The following is a 21904-nucleotide window of genomic DNA, read 5'->3' as shown; positions in this document are numbered from 1 at the left end:
GTTCACCGAAACCCTGGGGGCTTTTCCCATGCTGTTCATCGTTGCCGCACTCCTGCTGCTGGGGGTCGTGCTGGGCACCGTGGCCCACGCGCCGGTCACCTTCTCCGTCGCCGCCGGCGTGGTCATCGCCGCCTGGCTCGGCATCTTCGCGATCCGCGAGCGCCACAGCCGCCGGCGTCACACGCAGGCCCACTGAGCACCGGCCCACGACCACCGTCCCGCCGACCCGACAGGGAGTCGATCATCATGCAGCTCACCGCTCCGGCCACGCGCCGCACCGGTATCCGCGACACCGACGGCATGGCCGTCGCGTCCTTCGTCCTCGGCCTGCTCGGCCTGCTCGTCCTCAACATCTTCCTCGGCCCGATCGCCATCGTGCTGGCGAGCGTCGCCCTGTGGCGCGGCACCGAGCGCCCCGGCCGCGCCTACCTGGGTCTGGGTCTGGGCATCGCCGACCTGCTGGTCCTGGCGGCGTTCATGGAGTTCGACAGCACGATCTCCTGGAGCTTCTGAGCCACCGTCGGACGACCGTGCGCCGGCACGGTGCGGCCGGGCCCGGGGACGACGGGCCGCAGCCGCGCGGGAAAGCGGTTCACGTTCGGCCAACCTTGCTCTGAGGCCCGTGGAGGCAGAGCCGTAGAATCGGGCTCACCATGGCTTACCTCGACCACGCCGCGACCACCCCGATGCTTCCGGAGGCGGCAGAGGCGCTCACCGCGCACCTGGGTGCCACCGGCAACGCCTCCTCCCTCCACGCATCCGGCCGGCAGGCCCGCCGTACCGTCGAGGAGGCCCGCGAGACCCTCGCCGAAGCCCTCGGCGCCCGCCCCAGCGAGGTCGTTTTCACCTCGGGCGGCACAGAGGCCGACAACCTCGCCGTCAAGGGCCTGTACTGGTCACGCCGCGACACCGACCCGGCCCGCACCCGCGTCCTCGCCAGCCCCGTCGAGCACCATGCCGTCCTCGACGCCGTCCACTGGCTCGGCGAACACGAGGGCGCCACCATCGAGTACCTGCCGGTCGACGCCCACGGCCGCGTCCACCCGGACGCCCTGCGCGAGGCGATCGCCCGCAACCCCGACGACGTGGCCCTCGCCACCGTCATGTGGGCCAACAACGAGATCGGGACGGTCCTGCCGATCCGCGAACTCGCCGACGTGGCCGCCGAGTCCGGTGTCCCCCTGCACTCGGACGCCGTCCAGGCCTTCGGCCAGATCCCCGTGGACTTCGCCACCTCCGGCCTCGCCGCGATGACGGTGTCCGGCCACAAGATCGGCGGCCCTTACGGCATCGGCGCGCTGATCCTCGGCCGCGAACACGCTCCCGTACCGGTCCTGCACGGCGGCGGCCAAGAACGCCATGTGCGCTCCGGCACCCTCGACGTGCCCGCCATCGCCTCCTTCGCGGTCGCCGGGCGGCTGGCCGCCGAGCAGCGCGAGTGGTTCGCCCGCGAGATCGGCGCCCTGCGCGACGCCCTGGTCACCGCGGTCCGCACGGCCGTGCCGGACGCGATCCTCGGCGGCGACCCGGACCCGGAGGGTCGCCTCCCGGCCAACGCGCACTTCACCTTCCCCGGCTGCGAGGGCGACTCCCTGCTGCTCCTGCTCGACGCCCAGGGCATCGAATGCTCCACGGGCTCCGCCTGCACTGCCGGCGTCGCCCAGCCCAGCCACGTCCTCCTCGCCACCGGCACCGACCCCGACCTGGCCCGCGGCACCCTCCGCTTCTCCCTCGGCCACACCTCCACCGAGTCCGACATCAAGGCCCTCGCGAAGGCCATCGGCCCGGCGGTGGAACGGGCGCGGGCGGCGGGGCTGACGTGAGAGGAACCCTGCGACAGCACGTGTACGCCCTCGACCGCTGGGAGGACCGCTCGGGGCATCGAACTGTCTGGAAGTTCGGGTACCGGGGGACGGCAGGGCCGTTCGGAAAGATCGAGGTGATCTACCCGGCCAGGCGGCACGGCGACCGTCACGTCACCGAGGTCAAGGGGGACAGCGTGCCCACCACCTCGTTCGACGGCTGGGCCTACGGACGAAAGCCCTCGCTCTTCTCGGCGCAGCTCAGTGTCGCCGGGGACGGAATCCGGCTCAAGCGCAACCGCTGGGCTCAGACCAGAGCCGGACGGGCGCTGCGGATGCGGGTCGCCGGGCGGGAGTACCGCTACCTCGCGACCAGCGCCCGGCACCGCGACCGGGCTTTGATCCGCGACGGCGTCGAGATCCGGACGCGCCGGCACGGCAGGGGTGCACGGAAGAAGGCCACGTTCACCGTCGTGGGCCCGGCGGACGCCACCGACCTCGCCCTGGCCGCCGTGATGTGCGGCGTCAACACCCGTAATCTCACCCGCGGTGGGGCCGTTCGCGCCTTCATCGGCAGGTCGTCGAACCTGCTGGACATGTTCGCGGGGCCGGCGTGATGCCCTGGGACGAGCGGCCGCGCCGGCATCCGGGTCAAGCCCGCCCCGTACGGGCCTCCCGCACCAGCCGCATGTACTTCTCCCAGTCCCAGTGCGGCCCCGGGTCCGTGTGGTCCGTGCCCGGGACCTCCACGTGGCCGATGATGTGCTCGCGGTCCACGGGGATGTCGTAGCGCGCGCAGATGCGGGCCGTGAGGCGGGCGGAGGCCTCGTACATCTCGTCCGTGAAGTCCTGCGGGCGGTCCACGAAGCCCGCGTGCTCGATGCCGACGCTGCGTTCGTTGTAGTCGCGGTTGCCCGCGTGGTACGCCACGTCCAGCTCGCGGATCATCTGGGAGATGTGCCCGTCCTTGCGGACGATGTAGTGCGAGGCCGCCCCGTGCGACGGGTCCTGGAAAGCCTTCACCGCGCTGTCGAAGCTGCCCTGGGTGACATGGACGACCACCATCTCTATGCCGTAGTCGTCGGGGCGGTCCGCGCGGCGCCAGTTCGCGTCCGACGCCGCCACCCAGCGCGCTCCCGTGTAGTCCACCTCGCCGTCCTTGCGCGGCTTCTCCACGCCCGGTACGCGCCACCACAGCCGGCCCAGCTCGTCACGGGCCAGCGCCGCGGACCCCGCGGCCGCCGCCACACCGCCGACGATCAGGGCCCGCCGCCCGATGCGCCGGTCCGTGTCCTTGGATGCTCGCCTCGCCCCCATGTGATCGTCAACGGATACCCGGCGGCCTTGGTTCCCGCGCCCCCTTACCCTGGAGGGGCTATGACTGACACCCCGCAGCGCTCCCGTCCCCTCCGCGTCCTGGCCGCCATGTCCGGCGGAGTCGACTCCGCCGTCGCCGCCGCCCGCGCGGCCGAGGCGGGCCACGATGTGACCGGCGTCCACCTCGCCCTCTCCGCCAACCCCCAATCCTTCCGGACGGGCGCGCGCGGCTGCTGCACCATCGAGGACTCACGCGACGCCCGCCGCGCCGCGGACGTCATCGGGATCCCGTTCTACGTGTGGGACCTCGCCGACCGGTTCCGCGAGGACGTGGTCGAGGACTTCGTCGCCGAGTACGAGGCCGGCCGCACCCCCAACCCCTGCCTGCGCTGCAACGAGAAGATCAAGTTCGCCGCCCTCCTCGACAAGGCGCTCGCGCTGGGCTTCGACGCGGTGTGCACCGGCCACTACGCCAAGGTCGTCACGCTCGCCGACGGCACCCGTGAGCTGCACCGCGCCTCCGACATGGCCAAGGACCAGTCGTACGTCCTGGGCGTGCTGGACGACCGGCAGCTCGCCCACGCCCTCTTCCCGCTCGGCGACACGGTCACCACGAAGGACGAGATCCGCGCGGAGGCCGAGCGCCGGGACCTGGCGGTGGCGAAGAAGCCCGACTCGCACGACATCTGCTTCATCGCCGACGGCGACACCCAGGGCTTCCTGGCGGAGCGGCTCGGCAGGTCCGAGGGCGACATCGTCGATGAGTCCGGCCACCGGATCGGCACGCACGAGGGCGCGTACGGCTTCACCATCGGCCAGCGCAAGGGCCTGCGTATCGGCACCCCGGCCCCCGACGGCAAGCCGCGCTACGTCCTCGACATCTCCCCGGTGGACAACACGGTCACGGTCGGCCCGGCCGCCGCGCTGGACGTCAGCGCCCTGACCGCGATCAAGCCGCGCTGGTGCGGTGCCGCCCCCTCGGGCCCGGGCACCTACACGGCCCAGCTCCGCGCCCACGGCGGCGAGACCGAGGTGACCGCCGAGCTCGTCGACGGCTCCCTGGAGGTCGCCTTCACCGAGCCGGTCCGCGGGGTCGCCCCCGGCCAGGCGATCGTGCTGTACGACGGCACCCGCGTGGTGGGCTCGGCGACGATCGCCTCGACGACCCGGGCGACGGCGGGCGTGGCCTGACGCCGGGCCCGTCAGCCCTGCAGGAAGAAGTCCGTCAGCACCGGTGCCAGCACGTTCGGCTCGACCATGTGCGTCTGGCCCTGGAGCGTGCGGTACGCGCCCGTGGGGACCGAGTCCGCGATCGCCCGGGCCGCCTCACGCAGCCAGGCGGGGCTCGCGTCGCCCGCGACCGCCAGGACGGGGACGCCGACCGCGGCCAGCCGGTCGCGGGGGACCCGGCCGTCGCGCATGACGGCGTCGTCGTAGGCGAGGCTCGCGGCGATCGCCTCCATGCCGGCCCACATGGGGGACTGGCGGGCCCCCTGGATCACCCCCTCGGCCAGGCCGGCCAGCCGCAGGAACAGTTCGACCGCGTCCCCGCGCCGTCCCTCGCCGAGCGCCTCCGTCAGCCGCCCGGTGTACTCCGCGCGCTCCTGGGCGCCCTCCTCGGACATCGCGAACGGCGTCTCGTACACCGCGAGGCGCCGCACCGGCAGTCCGCTCGCCGCCGCCTCCAGGGCCAGCGCCCCGCCCGACGAGATGCCGTACAGGAGCGCCTCGCCGCCCACCGCCTCGATCACCGCCGCCAGGTCCTCGAGTTCGCGCTCCACGGCGTACGGCGCGGTGTCCCCGCTGGTACCGCGTCCCCGGCGGTCGTACACGACGGCCTGGAAACGCTCCGAGAGCGACACGGCCAGCGGCGCCAGGGTGCCGCCCGTCGACATCGCGCCGCTCACCAGAACGACCGCGGGGCCCTGTCCGGTGCTCTCGTAGGCGATGCGGGTGCCGTCGCGCGAAAGGATCTTCTTGTCCATGCTCATGCAGACTGCCGCACGGCAGGGTGTTCATCGGTGAGGCGGGCCGTGCGTCAGCCGATCACATCACTTCCACCTCGTAGAAGCACAGGTGGTCCTTGATCTCCGCGACGTCCGGCTTGGGATCCGGATACGCCCACACGAGGTCCGGCGCCCCCGGCAGCGACCAGTAGGAAGCGGTGCCCTTGAACGGGCAGTACGTCTGGGAGCCGGACGGCGTCAGCAGGTCCAGGCGTACGTCCTCGGCCGGGATGTAGAACCGCTCGGGACAGCCCGTCTCCCGCAGGACCAGCGGCCTCTCGCTCTCCGCCAGGACCTGTTCGCCGTGCACCACGCGCACGTGCCGCCCGCTCCGCTCGATGGTGATGCGATGCCCTGTGGTCACGATCGCCCTCCTTGGGTAGCCGAGTCCCTCGATACAGCGCACGCTGTAGCGGAGTTCTTCCCTCGCCGCAGGAGGCCCCATGCGAGCAGCAGAACCGGCCGGAGACCGCAGCACCCTGGCCCACCAGCTCAGGTACGCTCTGCGCCACCCGGGGCGCGTGCCCGCGCACGCCCGGCGCGCGGCGCGGGACGTCTGGCTGCGGCTGCGCTACCGCGACCACATCGCGTACTACCGCGCCGTCATGGCCTCGGACGCGGCGCGCAGCGCGGAGGCGGCGGTGGGCCACAACCCCTCGCGCGAGGCGTGGACGCGGATCGGGCGCATGCAGTTCGACTACCTGGTGGGGCACGGCCTCCAGCCGCAGCACCGGATGCTGGAGATCGGCTGCGGCAATCTGCGCGCCGGACGCCTGTTCATCGACCACCTCGACGCCGGCCACTACTACGGCATCGACATCTCGCCGCACATCCTGCTCGCCGCCCAGGACACCCTCGTCTCCGAGGGCCTCCAGACCAAACTGCCCTACCTGGCGCTCGCCGACGACCTCACCTTCGCCTTCCTGCCCGACGGGCACTTCGACGTCGTGCACGCGCACAGCGTCTTCTCACACTCACCGCTGCACGTCATAGAGGAGTGCTTCGCCCACGTCGGCCGGATCCTCGCACCCGGCGGATTCTTCGACTTCACGTTCGACCGCACCGAGGGCGTGGAGCACCAGGTGCTCCACGAGGACTTCTACTACCGGACCCGGACGCTGACCGAACTCGCCGCGAAGCACGGCCTGTACGCCCGCTTCATGGACGACTGGGAGGAACTCCCGCACCGGCAGTCCAAAATGCGGGTCACCACGGCGCCTGACCGTGCCCGTACGGTGGGCTCATGAACATCTGTGTCTTCCTTTCCGCCGCCGACCTCGACGAGCGCTACACCCGGCCCGCGCGGGAGTTCGCCACCCTGCTGGGCAAGGGCGGTCACACCCTGGTGTGGGGCGGCTCGGACGTCGGCCTCATGAAGGTGGTCGCCGACGGGGTGCAGGAGGCGGGCGGCCGGCTCACCGGCGTCTCCGTGCAGTTCCTCTCGGCGAAGGCCCGCCCGGGCGTCGACGAGATGGTCGTCGCCAAGGACCTCGCCGAGCGCAAGAGGCTCCTCCTGGAGAAGGCCGACGCCGTGGTCGTCATGGTCGGCGGCACCGGCACGCTCGACGAGGCGACCGAGATCCTGGAGCTGAAGAAGCACGGCCACACGGACAAGCCGGTCGTCCTGCTCAACACCGCGGGCTTCTACGACGGTCTGAAGGAGCAGTTCCGCCGCATGGAGGACGAGGGCTTCCTGCCCCGCCCGCTCACCGACCTGGTCTTCTTCGCTGAGGAGCCGGTGGGGGCCCTGGCGTACCTGGAGGAGAGCCGCGGCATCGAGTGACCTAGGGGCCTTGTGATGGATCTCCGCAGCGTCGCGACGCCCGGCACGCACCCTCGCCGCACGGCGCGAAGGGACAGGTGGCTCCGCCACATGACCCTCCGCACCGCACGCCGATCGCACGCACCGAACGCCGCTCCTTCTCCTGCGGAGATCGATCACAAGGCCCCTACGCTGATGCGAGCATGGCGGGCATGGCTACTCATGTGATCACCGGAGCGGGCTCCGGCATCGGCGCGGCCGTGGCCCGCCGTCTGCACGCGCGCGGGGACGACCTCGTGCTGCACGCGCGCGACGCGGGCCGCGCGAAGGAGCTGGCGGCCGAGTTCCCGGGGGCGAAAACCCTCGTCGGCGACCTGGCCGACCCCGACAAGCTCTCCTGGGCCTTCTCCCACCAGTCGCTGCCCGACCGCGTGGACTCGCTGCTGCACATCGCCGGGGTCGTCGACCTCGGCCCGGTCGGCGACCTCACCCCGAAGACCTGGCGCCACCAGCTCAACGTCAACCTCGTCGCCCCGGCCGAGCTGACCCGCCACTTCCTTCCCCAGCTGCGCGCCGCCCGGGGCCACGTGGTCTTCGTCAACTCCGGCGCCGGCCTCAACGCCCACGCCGGCTGGTCCGCGTACGCCGCCTCCAAGCACGGCCTGAAGGCCCTCGCCGACTCCCTGCGCCATGAGGAGCACGCGGGCGGCGTCCGCGTCACCTCGGTCTACCCCGGCCGCACGGCCAGCCCCATGCAGGCCAAGGTCCACCAGCAGGAGGGCAAGGAGTACGACGCCTCCAAGTGGATCGACCCGGAATCCGTGGCCACGACGATCCTGACGGCCCTGGACCTGCCGAGGGACGCCGAGGTCAACGACCTGACGGTGCGACCGGGGAACTGACCTGTTCCGGTCGGCGCCGGTGCGTGTCCATCAGCCCGTCCGGCGCTTGGACGACCGCTTGAGGACGAGGCCGTTCAGGCCGAAGCGGGGGTCTGGGGGCGGCAGCCCCCGGGGACGGGGCCGGCCCGGCTTACGTAGGCTTCGGGGGTGAGCAACAACACCCCGTTCAGCTTCGGCGCAGCCACCGGTGTGGGCTCCCTGCCCGGTGGTGACGCCCGAGAAGCCGCCAAGACCGTCACCGGAACCTTCGAGGACTTCCCCTTCCTGCCCGAACTGCCCGCCCGGGGACCGGGAGCGGACATGATCGGGCGGACCGCCGGACTGCTCGTCGAGCTGTACGCGCGCGTGGAGCCCAGCGGCTGGCGCCTCGGGGACCGGCCCGGGCGGGACACCAAACGGGCCCGCTCCTGGCTCGGCGAGGACCTCGACGCGCTGGAGGAGCACACACAGGAGTACGAGGGGCCGCTGAAGGTCCAGGCCGTCGGGCCCTGGACCCTCGCCGCCAACCTGGAGCTGCGCAACGGCGAGGCCGCCCTCTCCGACCCGGGAGCCTGCCGCGACCTGGCCGCCTCCCTCGCCGAGGGACTCCGGCTGCACCTGGCCGAGGTCCGGCGGCGCATCCCCGGGGCGCAGCTCGTCCTCCAGTTCGACGAGCCGTCCCTCACCGCCGTCCTGCGCGGCCAGGTGAAGTCCGCCAGCGGGTACCGCACCCACCGGGCCGTCGACCGGCAGATCGTCGAGGCCACGCTCCGCGACGCCATGGGGGTGCACGCCGACGGCCCGGTCGTCGTCCACTCCTGCGCACCGGACGTGCCGTTCGCCCTGCTCCGCCGGGCGGGAGCGGCGGCCGTCTCCTTCGACTTCTCCCTGCTCACCGAGCGTGACGACGACACGATCGGCGAGGCGGTGGAGGCCGGCACCCGGCTCTTCACCGGTGTCGTCCCGTCCGCGGAGGGCCCATTGTCAGACCCTGCCGGTAGCGTCATGGGTGTCAGGACGCTGTGGCGCAGGCTGGGGCTGTCACCGGGGCTTCTCGCGGAGGCGGTCACCGTCACTCCGGCGTGCGGACTCGCGGGGGCCTCCCCGGGGTACGCGCGCACGGTACTCGCCCACTGCGTCCGGGCGGCGAGATCTCTCGCGGACAACCCAGAGTAACGGGAGGACGACACGGTGGCCGGGGACAAGCAAGCGGAGACGACGACGGTGCCCGCCGAGGCACGGGAGAAGCACGCGCGCCTCGCTGAGCAGATCGAGGAGCACCGCTTCCGGTACTACGTGAAGGACGCTCCCGTCGTCAGCGACGCGGAGTTCGACCAACTGCTGCGTTCCCTGGAGGCGCTGGAGGAGGACCATCCGGAGCTGCGCACCCCGGACTCGCCGACCCAGAAGGTGTCCGGTTCGTACGCGACGGAGTTCACGGCGGTCGAGCACCGCCAGCGCATGCTCTCCCTCGACAACACGTTCAACGACGAGGAGATGGCCGCCTGGACGGAGCGCATCGCCAGGGAACTGGGCGAGCAGGACTACCACTTCCTGTGCGAGCTGAAGGTCGACGGCCTCGCCGTGAACCTCACCTACGAGCACGGCCGGCTCACCCGCGCGGCGACCCGCGGCGACGGCCGCACCGGCGAGGACATCACGCCGAACGTCCGGACGATCGCCGAGATCCCGGAGCGCCTCAAGGGCGACTCCGTTCCCGACCTCGTGGAGATCCGCGGCGAGGTCTACTTCCCGATGGAGAAGTTCCAGGAGCTCAACGCCCGTCTGGTCGAGGCCGGCGACAAGCCCTTCGCCAACCCGCGCAACGCGGCGGCCGGTTCACTGCGCCAGAAGGACCCGCGCGTCACCGCCACCCGCCCCCTGCACATGGTGGTCCACGGCATCGGCGCCCTGGAGGGCTTCACCGGCCTGACCCGCCTCTCCCAGGCCTACGACCTGCTGAAGACCTGGGGCCTGCCCGTTTCCGGCCACAACAGGGTGGTCGACGGCCTCGACGGCATCCGGGAGTTCATCGCGTACTTCGGCGAGAACCGCCACTCCGTGGAGTGGGAGATCGACGGCGTCGTCGTCAAGCTCGACCAGATCCCGCTCCAGGGCCGCCTCGGCTCCACCTCGCGCGCGCCGCGCTGGGCCATCGCGTACAAGTACGCGCCGGAGGAGGTCAACACCAAGCTCGTCAACATCCGCGTGGGCGTGGGCCGCACGGGCCGGGTCACGCCGTACGCCCAGGTCGAGCCGGTCACGGTCGCCGGCTCCGAGGTCGAGTTCGCCACGCTGCACAACCAGGACGTGGTCAAGGCCAAGGGTGTACTCATCGGCGACACGGTGGTGCTGCGCAAGGCCGGTGACGTCATCCCCGAGATCCTCGGGCCGGTCGCCGATCTGCGCGACGGCAGCGAGCGCGAGTTCGTGATGCCGGCCGAGTGCCCCGAGTGCGGTACGGCGCTGCGGCCGATGAAAGAGGGCGACGTCGACCTGCGCTGCCCGAACGCCCGCACCTGCCCGGCCCAGTTGCGCGAGCGCCTGTTCTACCTCGCGGGCCGCAAGGCGCTGGACATCGAGCACTTCGGCTATGTGGCAGCGGCGGCCCTCACCGCGCCGCTGGAGCCGAAGGACCCGCCGCTGGTCGACGAGGGCGACCTGTTCGACCTCACCATCGACCAGTTGCTGCCCATCAAGGCGTACGTCCTCGACTCGGACAGCGGCCTGCCCAAGCGCGACCCGAAGACCGGCGAGGAGAAGGTCGCCACGATCTTCGCGAACCAGGAGGGCAACCCCCGGAAGAACGCGCTGGCCATGCTGGAGAACATCGCGGCGGCCAAGCAGCGCCCGCTCGCCCGCATCCTCACCAGCCTGTCGATCCGTCACGTCGGACCTGTAGCCGCCGAGGCGCTGGCCCGCGAGTTCCGCTCGATCGAGCGCATCGACCAGGCCACGGAGGAGGAACTGGCGGTCACCGAGGGCGTCGGTTCGACCATCGCCGCTTCCCTCAAGCAGTGGTTCGCCGAGGACTGGCACCGCGAAATCATCCGCAAGTGGAAGGCCGCCGGCGTCCGCATGGAGGAGGAGAGCACCGGCGAGGACGAGGGGCCGCGCCCGCTCGAAGGGCTCACCGTCGTCGTCACCGGCACTCTCGAACACTTCACGCGGGACGGCGCCAAGGAGGCGCTGCAGACCCGCGGAGCGAAGGTGACCGGATCGGTTTCGAAGAAGACGTCATTCGTCGTTGTGGGTGACAGCCCCGGATCGAAATACGACAAGGCGATGCAGCTGAAGGTTCCGGTCCTGAACGAGGAAGGTTTCGGCGTTCTGCTGGAAGAAGGGCCGGAAGCGGCGGCTGAAGTCGCGCTTTCGGCCGAGGAGTAGCGGTTGAAGGCCACCCGTTCGGCGCATACCAGATGCATACGGGTGGCCGGGGCGCATTCGGGCAACCGTCCGCGACCGCTGCCCGTGGAAGCCTTCTGCGGCCTACTGTTGAGATGTGCGCCTGCCGTGCCCAGCTGCGGTCGGGGCATCTTCGTGCTCGCACAGAGCGCGGGGAAGGGTTTCCAACGCGGGCCGTCGAGGGTTGTCGGGCACCGGGCCGCGGGGCGTGGGCACCGCCGGCTGTGAGAGGGACGGGAATGGAACCGACCGAGAGCGCCGTGCCGGGCTCACGGCTGCGCCTGCGCCGCATGGCGGTCGCGTGGCGTGCAGTCCGTGGGGCCGGACGGCCGGCGGGGCGTCCGGGTGTGGAGGTGCGCGCCGTCGGACAGTACACCGCGGAAGGGCGTGCCCTCGGAGGGCGCGCCGCAGCGGACGGCCGCGGCGCCGCACAGCCGGGCACCGAGCACACCCCCGGACTGACCGGCGAGGACGCGGACAGCGAACGGCACCAGTCCTGGCCCGCGCTGCCCGCCGCGGTCGTAGCGGCGGCCGGGTTCGTCCTGGGCGCCGGCTTCTACCGCGCTTTCACCGGCGGCCACGCGCTGTTCCCGTCCGGCACGGCCGGCTGGGCGCTGGCCGTGCTGACCGGCATCATCGTCGGCCACCTCGTCATGCTCGGCCGCTCCCGCTGGTGGGGCGGCACCGGCTCGGGCGCGGCCCTCACCCTCGCCGTGCTGCTGCTCTACGGCTGGGTGCCGGCCGGCATGGTCAGCCTCACGGTCGTCGTGCTGGTCGGCGCGGCCCGCCGCAACCGCTGGCGCCAGGGCGTGCTGCACGGGTCGGCCGACCTCCTCGGCATCGGCGCCGGCGCCCTGGTGCTCGCCGCCTTCGGAACCGTGCCGTCCGTCGAGTCGCCCGCAAAACCCGATGCCTGGACGCTCGCCACCGCACCCGAGGTGGCCCTGGTCGCCGCCGCCTACCTGACCGTCACCCGCGTCCTGCTCTGGTATCTGCACGCCCCGCGCCCCGGACTGCCCACGGTCGCCCGCACCGCCCTGGTCAGACAGGGGCTGGTCGCGGTCGCGCTGCTGGGGATCGCGCCGCTGGTCTGCGTGGTGGGCGTCGCCAAGCCGATCCTGCTGCCCCTGTTCTCCATCCCCCTCATCGCGCTGGACTCCACCCTGTGGATAGCCAGGGCCCGGGCCGAGGAGCAGTTGCGCGACCCGCTGACCGGGCTGCCCAACCGCCAGTGGCTGCTGGAGCGCATCTGGACCGCGCTGGACGACGCCGAGCGGATCGACGCCCGCGCCGCCCTGATGCTGATCGACCTCGACCGGTTCCGGTCGGTCAACGACACGCTGGGTCACCTCGCCGGTGACCGGCTGCTGCTGCAGATCGCCGACCGGCTGCGGGTGGCGCTGCCTCGGGGGGCGGAGGCCGCCCGGCTGGGCGGGGACGAATTCGCCGTCTTACTGCCGGTCGCCGACTCCACGACGTCCGCGACCCGGGTCGCCCGCAGCCTGGTCGCAGCGCTCAGCTCCCCCCTCGACCTCGACGGTCTCACCCTCGTGCTGGAGGCCAGCGCCGGAGTCGCCGTCTTCCCCGACCACGCCCTGGACGCCGAAGGGCTGCTGCGGCGGGCGGACGTGGCGATGTACCAGGCGAAGCGGGACCGTACGGGCGTGGAGGTCTACGAGTCCAAGCGCGACTCGAACACCCCCGACCGGCTCGGTCTGCTGGGCGATCTGCGCCGCGCCCTCGAAGCCAATGAAGTGCATCTGCACTACCAGCCGAAGGTCCGCTTCGACGGACAGGTCGTGGGCCTGGAGGCCCTGGTCCGCTGGGTGCACCCCGAGCGGGGCAAGGTGCCGCCGGACGAGTTCATAGCGATCGCCGAGTCCTCGGGCCTGATGCCCCACCTCACCGAGTACGTCCTGGAGGCCGCGCTCGGCCAGGTCGCGCGCTGGCGCTCCCAGGGCCTGTTCGTACCGGTCGCGGTGAACGTCTCCCCGCGTGATGTGCACACCGCCGGCTTCGCGGGCTCCGTCGCCGCCCGGCTGGCCCGGCACGGCGTCCCCGCGGGAGCGCTCCAACTGGAGATAACGGAACACGTCCTCCTGGAGGACCCGCAGCGCGCCGCCGACACCCTCAACGCTCTGACCGGGCACGGCGTGAAGATGTCCCTGGACGACTTCGGCACGGGGTACTCCTCGCTCGTGCACCTGCGCCGGCTCCCGGTCAGCGAACTGAAGATCGACCGCTCGTTCGTGGCGCGGCTCGCGGTCGACACCGAGGACGCGGAGATCGTGCGCTGCACGGTCGACCTCGCGCACTCTCTCGGCCTGCTCGTCGTCGCCGAGGGCGTCGAGGACGACGAGACCTGGGAGCGCCTGCGCGACCTCGGCTGCGACGCCGTCCAGGGCTGGCTGGTCGCCGCCGCGATGCCCCCCGAGGAGACCACGGCCTGGCTCCGTGCCCGGGGCTCCCGCGGCTGGCAGCGGCCCCGCGCCGCCCTGCCGGCGGCGACGGCGGACGACTCGGGCCGGGTCGGCTAGGTTCCGTACCTGAAGCGCCCTGGCGGGGCCGGGGCGCGGGTACCCGCGAAACCGTTTCACGGGCATGGCCTCCCGCCCCATAGGATTGGGCCAAACCACACTCACTCACCACCCCAGAGGATCGCTGCATGCCTGGCATCACGCGCGAGGAGGTCGCCCACCTCGCCCGGCTGGCGCGTCTGGAGCTGAAGCCCGAAGAGCTCGACCACTTCGCGGGACAGCTGGACGACATCATCGGCGCGGTCGCCCGCGTCAGCGAGGTCGCCGACCAAGACGTACCGCCGACCTCGCACCCGCTCCCGCTGACGAACGTCATGCGCGTGGACGAGGTCCGTCCGTCGCTCACCCCCGAGCAGGCGCTCTCCGGCGCCCCGGCCCAGGAGCAGCAGCGTTTCAAGGTGCCGCAGATCCTGGGGGAGGACTAATCGCCATGACGGACATCATCAAGCTCACGGCCGCCGAGACCGCCGCGAAGATCGCCTCCGGCGAACTCACCGCGGTCGAGGTCACCGAGGCCCACCTGGCCCGGATCGAGGCCGTCGACGAGAAGGTGCACGCCTTCCTGCACGTGGACCGCGAGGGTGCCCTCGCCCAGGCCCGTGCCGTCGACGAGAAGCGCGCCAGGGGGGAGAAGCTCGGTCCGCTGGCCGGCGTGCCCCTCGCTCTCAAGGACATCTTCACCACCGAGGGCGTGCCCACGACCGTCGGCTCGAAGATCCTCGAGGGCTGGATCCCGCCGTACGACGCGACCGTCACCCAGCGCCTGAAGGCCGCCGACGTCGTCATCCTCGGCAAGACCAACATGGACGAGTTCGCCATGGGGTCGAGCACGGAGAACAGCGCGTACGGTCCGACCGGCAACCCCTGGGACCTCACCAAGATCCCCGGCGGCTCCGGTGGCGGTTCGTCCGCCGCGCTCGCCTCCTTCCAGGCCCCGCTCGCCATCGGCACCGACACCGGCGGCTCCATCCGCCAGCCCGCCTCCGTCACCGGTACGGTCGGTGTGAAGCCGACGTACGGCGCGGTGTCGCGTTACGGCATGGTCGCCTTCTCGTCCTCCCTCGACCAGGGCGGGCCCTGCGCCCGCACGGTCCTGGACGCGGCCCTGCTGCACGAGGTCATCGCCGGGCACGACCCGCTCGACTCGACCTCCATCGACGAGCCCGTCCCGTCGGTCGTCGAGGCCGCCCGCAACGGCAGCGTCGAGGGCATGCGCGTCGGTGTCGTCAAGCAGTTCCGCGGCGAGGGCTACCAGGCCGGCGTCATCCAGCGGTTCGACGAGTCCGTCGCGCTGCTGAAGGAGCTGGGCGCCGAGATCGTCGAGCTGGACTGCCCGTCCTTCGACCTCGCGCTGTCGGCGTACTACCTGATCGCGCCGTCCGAGTGCTCCTCCAACCTCGCCCGCTTCGACGGCCTGCGCTACGGCCTGCGGACCGGCGACGACGGCACGCACTCCGCCGAGGAGGTCACCTCCCTCACCCGCGAGGCCGGCTTCGGTCCCGAGGTCAAGCGCCGCATCATGCTCGGCACGTACGCCCTGTCGAGCGGCTACTACGACGCGTACTACGGCAGCGCCCAGAAGGTCCGCACGCTCATCAAGCAGGACTTCGACACGGCGTTCGAGCAGGTCGACGTCATCGTCTCGCCGACGACCCCGACCACCGCCTTCGCGATCGGCGAGCGCGCCGACGACCCGATGGCGATGTACCTCGCCGACCTGTGCACCATCCCGACCAACCTGGCGGGCAACGCGGCCATGTCGCTGCCGTGCGGTCTCGCCCCGGAGGACAACCTCCCGGTCGGCCTGCAGATCATCGCCCCGGTCATGAAGGACGACCGCCTTTACAAGGTGGGAGCCGCCGTAGAGGCCGCCTTCGTGGAAAAGTGGGGCCATCCGCTGATCGAGGAGGCTCCGTCACTGTGAGTGCACTGACCAAGGCCAAGGGCTTCAAGAAGTCCAAGTCCGGCACGTACCTGTCCATCGCCGGGACCGCGTTCGGCGCGATCGGCGTCGCCAAGCGGCTGAAGAAGGCCCGCGCCGAGCAGGACACGCTGGTCCTGATCGACGCCACCGTGTCCGCCGTCGCCATCGTCACCGGCCTCGCCATCCTCTACCGCGAGCTGAAGCGGCTGGGCGACGACGACGTCCTGCTGGGCTGAGAGGGAAGTTTCACCGTGACCACCACGACCGACCTGGCGTCGTACGAGGAAGCACTCGCGTCGTACGACCCCGTCATGGGCCTCGAGGTCCATGTCGAACTCGGCACCAAGACCAAGATGTTCTGCGGCTGTTCGACCGCGCTCGGCCAGGACGCCAACGCGCAGACCTGCCCCGTCTGTCTCGGCCTGCCCGGCGCGCTCCCGGTCGTCAACGCGACCGGCGTCGAGTCCGCGATCAAGATCGGCCTCGCGCTGAACTGCGAGATCGCCGAATGGTGCCGTTTCGCCCGGAAGAACTACTTCTATCCGGACATGCCGAAGAACTTCCAGACCTCCCAGTACGACGAGCCGATCGCCTTCAACGGCTACCTCGACGTGCAGCTGGAGGACGGCGAGACCTTCCGCGTGGACATCGAGCGCGCCCACATGGAGGAGGACACCGGCAAGTCGACGCACGTCGGCGGCGCCACCGGCCGTATCCACGGCGCGTCCCACTCCCTGCTCGACTACAACCGCGCCGGCATCCCGCTCATCGAGATCGTCACCAAGCCGATCGAGGGCGCGGGCGAGCGTGCCCCCGAGGTCGCGCGGGCCTACGTCCGTGAGCTGCGCGAGCTCATCAAGGCGCTCGGCGTCTCGGAGGCCCGGATGGAGATGGGCCAGATGCGCTGCGACGTGAACCTGTCGCTGCGCCCGAACGGCACCGAGAAGTTCGGCACGCGTTCCGAGACGAAGAACGTGAACTCGCTCAGGTCCGTGGAGCGCGCCGCCCGCTACGAGATCCAGCGGCACGCGGCCGTGCTGAGCAGCGGCGGCACGATCATCCAGGAGACCCGGCACTTCCACGAGGACACGGGGTCGACGACCTCGGGCCGCGTGAAGGAGGAGGCCGAGGACTACCGGTACTTCCCGGAGCCGGACCTGGTGCCGGTGGCCCCGTCGCGCGAGTGGGTCGAGGAGCTGCGGGCCGGGCTGCCCGAGCTGCCGCTGGTCCGCCGCAGCCGGCTCCGTGAGGAGTGGGGCGTCTCGGCCGTCGACATGCAGGCGATCCTCAACGCCGGTGCGCTGGAGCCCATCGTCGCCACCATCGAGGCCGGGGCCGACGCCGCCTCCGCCCGCAAGTGGTGGATGGGCGAGCTGGCCCGCAGCGCCAACGAGTCGGGCAAGGCGCTCGAGGAACTGGCGATCACGCCGCAGCAGGTCGCCCGGGTCACCGAGCTGGTCGCGAAGGGCGACCTGAACGACAAGCTGGCCCGGCAGGTCATCGAAGGCGTCCTCGCGGGCGAAGGCACCCCGGACGAGGTCGTCGACAAGCGCGGTCTGAAGGTCGTCTCCGACGAGGGCGCGCTCGGCACGGCCGTCGACGAGGCCATCGCCGGCAACCCGGGCGTAGCGGACAAGATCCGTGGTGGCAAGGTGGCCGCGGCCGGCGCCCTGGTCGGCGCGGTCATGAAGGCGACTCGAGGGCAGGCGGACGCGGCGCGCGTCAAGGAGCTGATCCTGGAGAAGCTGGGCGTCAGCGAGGGCTGACCTCCGCGGACCCCACAGGGGGGATGCACCGGATCCGGTGCATCCCCCCTGCGCATGCGCTCTACAGCCGGCGCCCCACGACCCGGACGAAGCCCAGCGTGCCGCCCTGGTCGAGCCGCAGCATCTCGGCGCACTGGCCGGCCATCCGGATGTGCCACTCGTCCGTGTGCTCGTCGGCGACGACCTCGCACCAGCGCAGCCAGTCGCGCCAGCCGTCCTCGAGCCAGTCGGCCGTCTCGACCTCCACGGCCCCGCTGCGGGTCCAGTGGCGCCGCCACCAGGCGGCGGTGTGGAAGCACCAGAATCCGGGCTCCCAGAACGGCTTGAGATGCTCCGGAGGCTCGACGCCGTCGATCTCCTCGCGCAGCCCCGGTACGACGACACCGATCCGCCCGCCGGGCTTCAGCAGCCGCGTCAGCTCGGGCAGGTACAGGTCGTTCGTGCCGAAGTACTGGTAGGCGTCGACGGAGACGATCGCGTCGAAGCTGCCCTCGCCGAACTGCAGGTCGTGCGCCTCGGCGAGCACGGGCAGGACACGGTCGGCCACGCCCGCCTCGGCGATGCGCGGGGCGTTCTCGCCGGGCTTGACCCACAGGTCGGCGGCGGTGACCTGAACGTCGTACTCCTTGGCGAGGAAGATCGACGTCATGGCGCGTCCGCAGCCCAGGTCGAGCACGCGGGAGCCGGGGCTCAGGGTGTCGAGCCCCAGAGCCGGGGCGAGCCACTCCAGCAGCCAGAGCGCGTGCGGGCCCATCTGGTTGTCGATGGTCCAGCGGGCGTCGTAGCGGTTGCTGCGCGGGTAGCGGGGGTTGCCGGTGCGGTCAGAGAGGGGGGCGTTCGGGGTCCGGGAAGTGATGTCCGACATCGGTGAACGGGCTCCTTGAGTCCTTGAGGAAGAAGGGGGATGCGTAGGAGCTCGGTCGGACCGTCAAACAATGCACCTGCTTCGGCCGGGCGGCGGGCTGCCGCGGGCGATTCCTCGGACCGGCGGACGCTAACAGGGGGCCGCCCGACCCCGCACCCGGTTTTCGTTCACGACGCGCTACCGTCTCGGCCATGAGTGGACGCGCTGATTCCGACACCGACGCAGAGATAGCGGTCTCGGAGGCGGCCGCCGTTCAGGAAGCCGGCCAGGAAGCGGGCCAGGACGCGGAGCCGGAGGACGAACCGGACGAGGAGCCGGACGACGACGCGGACGATCCGGACGACGATGACGACGATGACGATGATCCGGACAACGATGACGACGATCCGGACGACGACGATCCGGCCGAGGACGCGCGGCGGGCCCGTTGGACCGCGGCCGGGACCGGGGCCCTGCTGACCCTCGCGGGCCTGGCCGCGGCGCTGCTCCGCCTCACCCGCCCCGCCCCGGCATTCGTCCCGGCGGCGTACGCCTGCGGGGCGATGGTGTGCGCCGGCGCCGCCGTGCTGGGCTCCCGGGGACGCACCCGGCGGGCGCTGTGGCTGCTGATCGCGGGGACGATGGTGATGGCGCTGGGGGACCAGTTCGACTGAAGTCGGCCGCTGTGAACAAGCCCACGAAACCGACAAATGATCTCATGCGGCTGTAAGAGTGATTCCGCATTGCTCATGCGTTCTTTGCGGGCTGTTCAGGTCATGGACGACCACTCCCGGTCAAAGATCCACAAAAAGTCACCCTGGGAGCACGATTCGTGGCAGCCCTAGCACGCTGGTGTGTCCAACGCCGTCTGGTCACCGTTCTGCTGTGGCTCCTCGCCTGCGCAGGGGTCGCCGCGGGCGCCGCCGTCGCCGGCTCCGCGTACTCGAACGACTACCAGGTCCCCGGCACCGAGTCGGGCCGCGCCACCCAGCTGCTGCACGAGGGCTTCCCGCAGCTCGGCGGAGACAGCGACACCGTCGTCTGGCACACCACGTCCGGCACCGTCCGCGCCACCGACGTCGAGCAGACGATGACCCGCACCCTGGACCGGATCGAGAACCTGCCCGGCGTGGCCTCCGTGACCAGCCCCTACGACGGGCCGGGCACGGGCCGCGTCAGCGAGGACGCCCGTACGGCGTACGCCACGGTCACCTTCGACGAGCAGGCCGAGGACATCGACCAGGGCGAGGCCAGGGCCGTCGTCGACACCGCGAAGAGCGCGGAGACCGACGGGCTCCAGGTGGAGCTGGGCGGCAGCGCCGTAGCGCTCACCGAGTCCTCCGGCGGGCACGTCGCCGAGATCGTCGGCGTGGCCGTCGCCGCGGTCGTGCTGTTCCTCGCCTTCGGCTCGCTCGCCGCCTCCCTGCTGCCCATCGCCACCGCACTGGTCGGCGTCGGCACCGCCTACGCCGGGATCGTGCTGCTCGGGCACGCCATGACCGTCGCCGACTTCGCGCCCATGCTCGGCATGCTGATCGGGCTCGGCGTCGGCATCGACTACGCGCTGTTCATCGTGACGCGGCACCGGCGCGGGCTGAAACGCGGTCTGCCGGTTACCGAGGCGGCCGCGAACGCCGTCGCGACCACGGGACGGGCGGTCGTCTTCGCGGGTGCCACCGTTTGCATCGCCCTGCTCGGCATGCTGATCCTCCGGCTCGGCTTCCTCAACGGCGTCGCCATCGCGGCCAGTCTGACCGTGGTCCTCACCGTCGCGGCCTCCGTGACGCTGCTGCCCGCCCTGCTGTCCTTCATCGGCATGCGCGCGCTCAGTCGCCGAGAACGCCGCCGCCTGGCGGAGCACGGGCCCGAACCGGAACTGCCCACCGGCTTCGCCGCCCGCTGGTCGGCGTTCGTGGAGCGCCACCCCAAGGTGCTCGGCACCATCGCCCTGGTCGTCATGGCCGTCCTCGCGCTGCCCACGTTCTCCCTGCACCTGGGCACCTCCGACCAGGGCAACGACCCGAAGACAGCCACCACCCGCCAGGCCTACGACCTGCTCGCCGACGACTTCGGCCCCGGCGTGAACGGCCCGCTCACCCTCGTCACGAAGGTCGACGGAGCCGACGACAAGCTGGCCCTGGACAACCTCGACGGCACGCTCCGCGCCACCGACGGGGTCGCCTCGGTCACCCCGGTGACCTTCGACTCCGGCGGTCACACCGCGTACCTGACCGTCGTACCGGACTCCTCGCCGCAGTCGAAGCGGACCAGCGACCTCGTCGACCGGCTGCGCGACGAGGTGCTGCCGCGCGCCGAGGCGGGTACCTCGCTCGACGTGCAGGTCGGCGGTATGACGGCCGGCTACGACGACTTCGCCGACGTCATCGTCTCCAAACTGCCCGTCTTCGTCGGGGTCGTCATCGGGCTGGGCTGTCTGCTGCTCCTGCTCGCCTTCCGGTCGATCGGCATCCCGCTGAAGGCCGCCGCGATGAACGTCGCAGCCGTGGCCTCCGCATTCGGGGTGGTGGTCGCGATGTTCCAGTGGGGCTGGGGCAGCGAACTGCTCGGCCTCGGCAGTGCGGGCCCCATCGAGCCCTTCCTGCCGGTGATCATGGTGTCGGTGCTCTTCGGCCTCTCGATGGACTACCAGGTGTTCCTGGTCAGCCGGATGTACGAGGAGTGGCTGGAGACCGGCGACAACCGGCGTGCCGTGCGGGTAGGCCTCGCCGAGACCAGCCGGGTGATCAACTCGGCGGCGGTCATCATGATCTCCGTCTTCCTGGCCTTTGTCCTCAGCGGCGACCGCGTGATCGCCATGTTCGGCATCGCCCTGGCCGCCGCCGTCGCCCTGGACGCCTTCGTCCTGCGGACGCTCCTCGTCCCCGCCCTGATGCACATGCTCGGCGGCGCCAACTGGTGGCTGCCTCGCTGGCTCGGCAAACGCCTGCCGCGGATCAGCATCGAACCGCCCGAGGCCCGGGCCGCCCATGAGAGGCTGGCCGCCGCGACGGACGCCGAGGTGGCGGACGTCCTGGCGGAGGAGGAGCGGCAGCGGGATGTACGCGATATCCCTGGGTGACGACGCCGAGCTGAGGCCCCTGGAGCCCTGGCACGCCGAGGAGTTCTTCGCGCACCTGGAGCGGGGCAGGGAGTTCATCGGGCAGTTCATCAGCTTCGGGTCGCAGGAGACGGACGTGGAGTCCGCGCGGGCCATGCTCCAGCGGTACGCCGACATGCGCGCCGCCGACACGTGCTCGCTGCACGGCCTGTGGCTGGACGGCAAGCTCGTGGGCGGCGTGCTGTTCCTGAACTTCGACGCCGCCACCGGCAACTGCGAGGTCGGCTGCTGGCTGGAGCCCGCCGGGACCGGACGTGGTCTGGTCACCCGGGCGATGCGCGTCCTCATCGACTGGGCGGTAGAAGAGCGCGGCATTCACCGGATCGAGTGGGTCGCCGCCTCGGGAAACCGGCCGAGTCTGAACGTGGCCCAGCGCCTCGGCATGACCCGCGACGGTGTGCGACGCGAGGCGCACCCCTATCGTGGCGTACGGCACGATCTCGAAGTCTGGTCGGTGCTGGCGCCCGAGTGGCGGGCCGCACGCGCGCGTGCCGCTCACAACGATCATTAAGAGACTTCTCAGACAGCGACTTTACGGTGCG

Annotated in this window: 22 protein-coding genes; 18 read left to right on the top strand and 4 right to left on the bottom strand. The window is 71.4% G+C overall.

From position 1 onward, the window contains the following. Positions 1 to 28 precede the first annotated feature (28 nt). The 4 genes from OG542_RS11885 to OG542_RS11870 all read left to right on the top strand — a co-directional run bounded on the left by OG542_RS11885 (position 29) and on the right by OG542_RS11870 (position 2419). Positions 29 to 196, top strand: a complete 168-nt coding sequence (locus OG542_RS11885; protein ID WP_311127854.1) for a hypothetical protein — start codon at positions 29 to 31, stop codon at positions 194 to 196. Between the two features lie 50 nt (positions 197 to 246). Continuing rightward, positions 247 to 513 (top strand): DUF4190 domain-containing protein, encoded by a 267-nt coding sequence (locus OG542_RS11880; protein ID WP_311127855.1) that lies wholly within the window; start codon positions 247 to 249, stop codon positions 511 to 513. 140 nt (positions 514 to 653) lie between these two features. Beyond that, on the top strand, positions 654 to 1823 hold the full coding sequence (locus tag OG542_RS11875) for a cysteine desulfurase family protein (RefSeq protein WP_328410503.1): 1170 nt from the start codon (positions 654 to 656) through the stop codon (positions 1821 to 1823). Next, the gene (locus OG542_RS11870; RefSeq protein ID WP_328410501.1) at positions 1820 to 2419 is read left to right on the top strand and encodes a hypothetical protein; all 600 of its coding nucleotides are present in this window, start codon (positions 1820 to 1822) and stop codon (positions 2417 to 2419) included. The genes OG542_RS11875 and OG542_RS11870 overlap by 4 nt, the downstream gene beginning before the upstream one ends. Positions 2420 to 2453: 34 nt before the next feature. Here the strand turns inward: OG542_RS11870 and OG542_RS11865 are convergent, their stop codons facing one another. Beyond that, positions 2454 to 3119, bottom strand: a complete 666-nt coding sequence (locus OG542_RS11865) for an N-acetylmuramoyl-L-alanine amidase (RefSeq protein ID WP_311127858.1) — start codon at positions 3117 to 3119, stop codon at positions 2454 to 2456. Positions 3120 to 3179: 60 nt separating this feature from the next. On the opposite strand from OG542_RS11865, the gene mnmA reads away from it, so the two are divergent. Beyond that, complete coding sequence (gene mnmA / locus OG542_RS11860; protein ID WP_311127859.1) at positions 3180 to 4310, top strand: tRNA 2-thiouridine(34) synthase MnmA; 1131 nt, start codon at positions 3180 to 3182, stop codon at positions 4308 to 4310. A gap of 11 nt (positions 4311 to 4321) precedes the next feature. On the opposite strand, the gene OG542_RS11855 is transcribed toward mnmA, so the two are convergent. Next, positions 4322 to 5104 (bottom strand): alpha/beta fold hydrolase, encoded by a 783-nt coding sequence (locus OG542_RS11855; protein WP_328410499.1) that lies wholly within the window; start codon positions 5102 to 5104, stop codon positions 4322 to 4324. Positions 5105 to 5165: 61 nt separating this feature from the next. Then, positions 5166 to 5489, bottom strand: coding sequence for a DUF427 domain-containing protein (locus OG542_RS11850; RefSeq protein ID WP_328410497.1), 324 nt, complete (start codon positions 5487 to 5489; stop codon positions 5166 to 5168). A 79-nt stretch (positions 5490 to 5568) separates the two neighbouring features. Here OG542_RS11850 and OG542_RS11845 point away from each other — a divergent pair, with 79 nt between their 5' ends. From OG542_RS11845 to gatB, 10 genes are all read left to right on the top strand, one after another. After that, entirely contained in the window at positions 5569 to 6372 is an 804-nt protein-coding gene (locus OG542_RS11845) for a class I SAM-dependent methyltransferase (RefSeq protein WP_328410495.1), read from the top strand. Continuing rightward, positions 6369 to 6908 carry an LOG family protein gene (locus tag OG542_RS11840; RefSeq protein WP_184598654.1) on the top strand — a complete coding sequence of 180 codons (540 nt, stop codon included), beginning with the start codon at positions 6369 to 6371 and terminating at the stop codon, positions 6906 to 6908. Before OG542_RS11845 ends, OG542_RS11840 begins: the two co-directional genes overlap by 4 nt. Positions 6909 to 7090: 182 nt before the next feature. Continuing rightward, positions 7091 to 7789 (top strand): SDR family oxidoreductase, encoded by a 699-nt coding sequence (locus OG542_RS11835; RefSeq protein ID WP_311127863.1) that lies wholly within the window; start codon positions 7091 to 7093, stop codon positions 7787 to 7789. Positions 7790 to 7936: 147 nt separating this feature from the next. After that, entirely contained in the window at positions 7937 to 8944 is a 1008-nt protein-coding gene (locus OG542_RS11830) for a methionine synthase (protein ID WP_328410492.1), read from the top strand. 15 nt (positions 8945 to 8959) lie between these two features. Beyond that, positions 8960 to 11155: an NAD-dependent DNA ligase LigA gene (gene ligA / locus OG542_RS11825; RefSeq protein WP_311127865.1), complete on the top strand. Its 2196-nt coding sequence runs from the start codon at positions 8960 to 8962 to the stop codon at positions 11153 to 11155. 257 nt (positions 11156 to 11412) lie between these two features. Further along, positions 11413 to 13710 carry a putative bifunctional diguanylate cyclase/phosphodiesterase gene (locus OG542_RS11820; protein ID WP_328410489.1) on the top strand — a complete coding sequence of 766 codons (2298 nt, stop codon included), beginning with the start codon at positions 11413 to 11415 and terminating at the stop codon, positions 13708 to 13710. Positions 13711 to 13838: 128 nt separating this feature from the next. After that, positions 13839 to 14135, top strand: a complete 297-nt coding sequence (gene gatC, locus OG542_RS11815) for an Asp-tRNA(Asn)/Glu-tRNA(Gln) amidotransferase subunit GatC (RefSeq protein WP_095936815.1) — start codon at positions 13839 to 13841, stop codon at positions 14133 to 14135. Positions 14136 to 14140: 5 nt separating this feature from the next. Continuing rightward, positions 14141 to 15634: an Asp-tRNA(Asn)/Glu-tRNA(Gln) amidotransferase subunit GatA gene (gatA, locus tag OG542_RS11810; RefSeq protein WP_311127867.1), complete on the top strand. Its 1494-nt coding sequence runs from the start codon at positions 14141 to 14143 to the stop codon at positions 15632 to 15634. Then, on the top strand, positions 15631 to 15870 hold the full coding sequence (locus OG542_RS11805) for a hypothetical protein (protein WP_184598645.1): 240 nt from the start codon (positions 15631 to 15633) through the stop codon (positions 15868 to 15870). The genes gatA and OG542_RS11805 overlap by 4 nt, the downstream gene beginning before the upstream one ends. Before the next feature lie 15 nt (positions 15871 to 15885). Beyond that, positions 15886 to 17400 (top strand): Asp-tRNA(Asn)/Glu-tRNA(Gln) amidotransferase subunit GatB, encoded by a 1515-nt coding sequence (gatB, locus tag OG542_RS11800; protein WP_328410487.1) that lies wholly within the window; start codon positions 15886 to 15888, stop codon positions 17398 to 17400. A gap of 61 nt (positions 17401 to 17461) precedes the next feature. Here the strand turns inward: gatB and OG542_RS11795 are convergent, their stop codons facing one another. Next, complete coding sequence (locus tag OG542_RS11795; protein WP_328410485.1) at positions 17462 to 18265, bottom strand: SAM-dependent methyltransferase; 804 nt, start codon at positions 18263 to 18265, stop codon at positions 17462 to 17464. 191 nt (positions 18266 to 18456) lie between these two features. Here OG542_RS11795 and OG542_RS11790 point away from each other — a divergent pair, with 191 nt between their 5' ends. The 3 genes from OG542_RS11790 to OG542_RS11780 all read left to right on the top strand — a co-directional run bounded on the left by OG542_RS11790 (position 18457) and on the right by OG542_RS11780 (position 21873). After that, positions 18457 to 18918, top strand: coding sequence for a hypothetical protein (locus OG542_RS11790; RefSeq protein WP_328410483.1), 462 nt, complete (start codon positions 18457 to 18459; stop codon positions 18916 to 18918). Positions 18919 to 19076: 158 nt separating this feature from the next. After that, positions 19077 to 21323, top strand: coding sequence for an MMPL family transporter (locus tag OG542_RS11785; protein ID WP_328410481.1), 2247 nt, complete (start codon positions 19077 to 19079; stop codon positions 21321 to 21323). Beyond that, a complete protein-coding gene (locus OG542_RS11780; RefSeq protein ID WP_311127872.1) occupies positions 21301 to 21873 on the top strand; it encodes a GNAT family N-acetyltransferase in 573 nt (190 codons plus the stop codon). Before OG542_RS11785 ends, OG542_RS11780 begins: the two co-directional genes overlap by 23 nt. Positions 21874 to 21904: the final 31 nt, after the last annotated feature.

The sequence above is a fragment of the Streptomyces violaceus genome, assembly GCF_036014075.1.
GTDB classification, from domain to species: domain Bacteria; phylum Actinomycetota; class Actinomycetes; order Streptomycetales; family Streptomycetaceae; genus Streptomyces; species Streptomyces violaceus.
The sequence above is the reverse complement of the archived record's forward strand: the minus strand, read 5'-3'. Positions and strand labels throughout refer to the sequence as shown.

What these genes read in the sequence shown, in the direction of transcription:
- OG542_RS11885 (WP_311127854.1), top strand. Translation starts at nt 29, where the DNA reads ATGCTGTTCATCGTTGCCGCACTCCTGCTGCTGGGGGTCGTGCTGGGC.
- OG542_RS11880 (WP_311127855.1), top strand. Translation starts at nt 247, where the DNA reads ATGCAGCTCACCGCTCCGGCCACGCGCCGCACCGGTATCCGCGACACC.
- OG542_RS11875 (WP_328410503.1), top strand. Translation starts at nt 654, where the DNA reads ATGGCTTACCTCGACCACGCCGCGACCACCCCGATGCTTCCGGAGGCG.
- OG542_RS11865 (WP_311127858.1), bottom strand. Translation starts at nt 3,119, where the DNA reads ATGGGGGCGAGGCGAGCATCCAAGGACACGGACCGGCGCATCGGGCGG.
- mnmA (WP_311127859.1), top strand. Translation starts at nt 3,180, where the DNA reads ATGACTGACACCCCGCAGCGCTCCCGTCCCCTCCGCGTCCTGGCCGCC.
- OG542_RS11855 (WP_328410499.1), bottom strand. Translation starts at nt 5,104, where the DNA reads ATGGACAAGAAGATCCTTTCGCGCGACGGCACCCGCATCGCCTACGAG.
- OG542_RS11845 (WP_328410495.1), top strand. Translation starts at nt 5,569, where the DNA reads ATGCGAGCAGCAGAACCGGCCGGAGACCGCAGCACCCTGGCCCACCAG.
- OG542_RS11840 (WP_184598654.1), top strand. Translation starts at nt 6,369, where the DNA reads ATGAACATCTGTGTCTTCCTTTCCGCCGCCGACCTCGACGAGCGCTAC.
- OG542_RS11835 (WP_311127863.1), top strand. Translation starts at nt 7,091, where the DNA reads ATGGCGGGCATGGCTACTCATGTGATCACCGGAGCGGGCTCCGGCATC.
- OG542_RS11820 (WP_328410489.1), top strand. Translation starts at nt 11,413, where the DNA reads ATGGAACCGACCGAGAGCGCCGTGCCGGGCTCACGGCTGCGCCTGCGC.
- gatC (WP_095936815.1), top strand. Translation starts at nt 13,839, where the DNA reads ATGCCTGGCATCACGCGCGAGGAGGTCGCCCACCTCGCCCGGCTGGCG.
- gatA (WP_311127867.1), top strand. Translation starts at nt 14,141, where the DNA reads ATGACGGACATCATCAAGCTCACGGCCGCCGAGACCGCCGCGAAGATC.
- OG542_RS11795 (WP_328410485.1), bottom strand. Translation starts at nt 18,265, where the DNA reads ATGTCGGACATCACTTCCCGGACCCCGAACGCCCCCCTCTCTGACCGC.
- OG542_RS11790 (WP_328410483.1), top strand. Translation starts at nt 18,457, where the DNA reads ATGAGTGGACGCGCTGATTCCGACACCGACGCAGAGATAGCGGTCTCG.
- OG542_RS11780 (WP_311127872.1), top strand. Translation starts at nt 21,301, where the DNA reads ATGTACGCGATATCCCTGGGTGACGACGCCGAGCTGAGGCCCCTGGAG.